This window comes from Neisseria sp. P0021.S007 (genome assembly GCF_051956855.1).
In genome coordinates, this window is record NZ_JBQCXA010000409.1 from 1 (window position 1) to 755 (window position 755).

Annotated in this window: 1 protein-coding gene; it reads right to left on the bottom strand. The window is 52.1% G+C overall.

Annotated features, from left to right (window positions below; all coding sequences use genetic code 11):
- Positions 1 to 21: 21 nt before the first annotated feature.
- Positions 22 to 755 (bottom strand): patatin-like phospholipase family protein (locus ACTHUR_RS13685; RefSeq protein WP_440399077.1); only part of this gene is annotated, 734 nt, incomplete at its 5' end.

Sequence of the window (755 nt, forward strand, 5' to 3'; positions counted from 1 at the left end):
GCCTGTTCAAACGGCGGATAATTAATACTGATATGCCGCCAGTTTGCGTTTGATTTCAGGCAGGGCGGCGCGTGCGGCCTGTTCACCCAGTTGGATGGCGCGTTGTTTTTGGTCGAAACCGCCAACCGAACCCAGCTCCAAAACCTGCGGTTTGATGACCACATTGGCTTGTCCCAATTCTTGGCGCAAGGCGGTTTGGCTCATCACGTTGAAGGTTTGGTCAAGATAGGAGAACATGCCTTGGTTGACGTTTTTGGCCGGACGGGCGGAAATATCGACGGCAATGATGAAGTTTGCGCCCATTTTTTTCGCCGCGCTGACCGGTACGGGTTGCGACAGGCCGCCGTCTACATATTTGCGGCTGCCGATAACGACAGGTTGAAACACGTTCGGAATCGAAGCAGAAGCGCGGACGGCTTGTCCGGCATTGCCTACGTTGAACACCACCGGTTTGCCGCTTTCAAAATCGGTCGCAACGGCGGCAAATTTGATGGGGAACTGCTGCATCGGACGGTTGCCGACTTTGCGGTTGATGTAGTTTTGCAGTTTTTCGCCTTTGATGAAGCCGCTGGTGGACAAGGTCAAATCCACCAAATCGGTTTTACCCAAAATTTCTGCTTCCAATTCGAGGCGGTCGGGCGACATTCCCGAAGCGTACATACTGCCGACAATCGAGCCTGCGGATGTACCAGTAACGATTTTTACCGGAATATTGTTTTCTTTCAAAACCTTAATAATCCCGATATGGGCAAAGC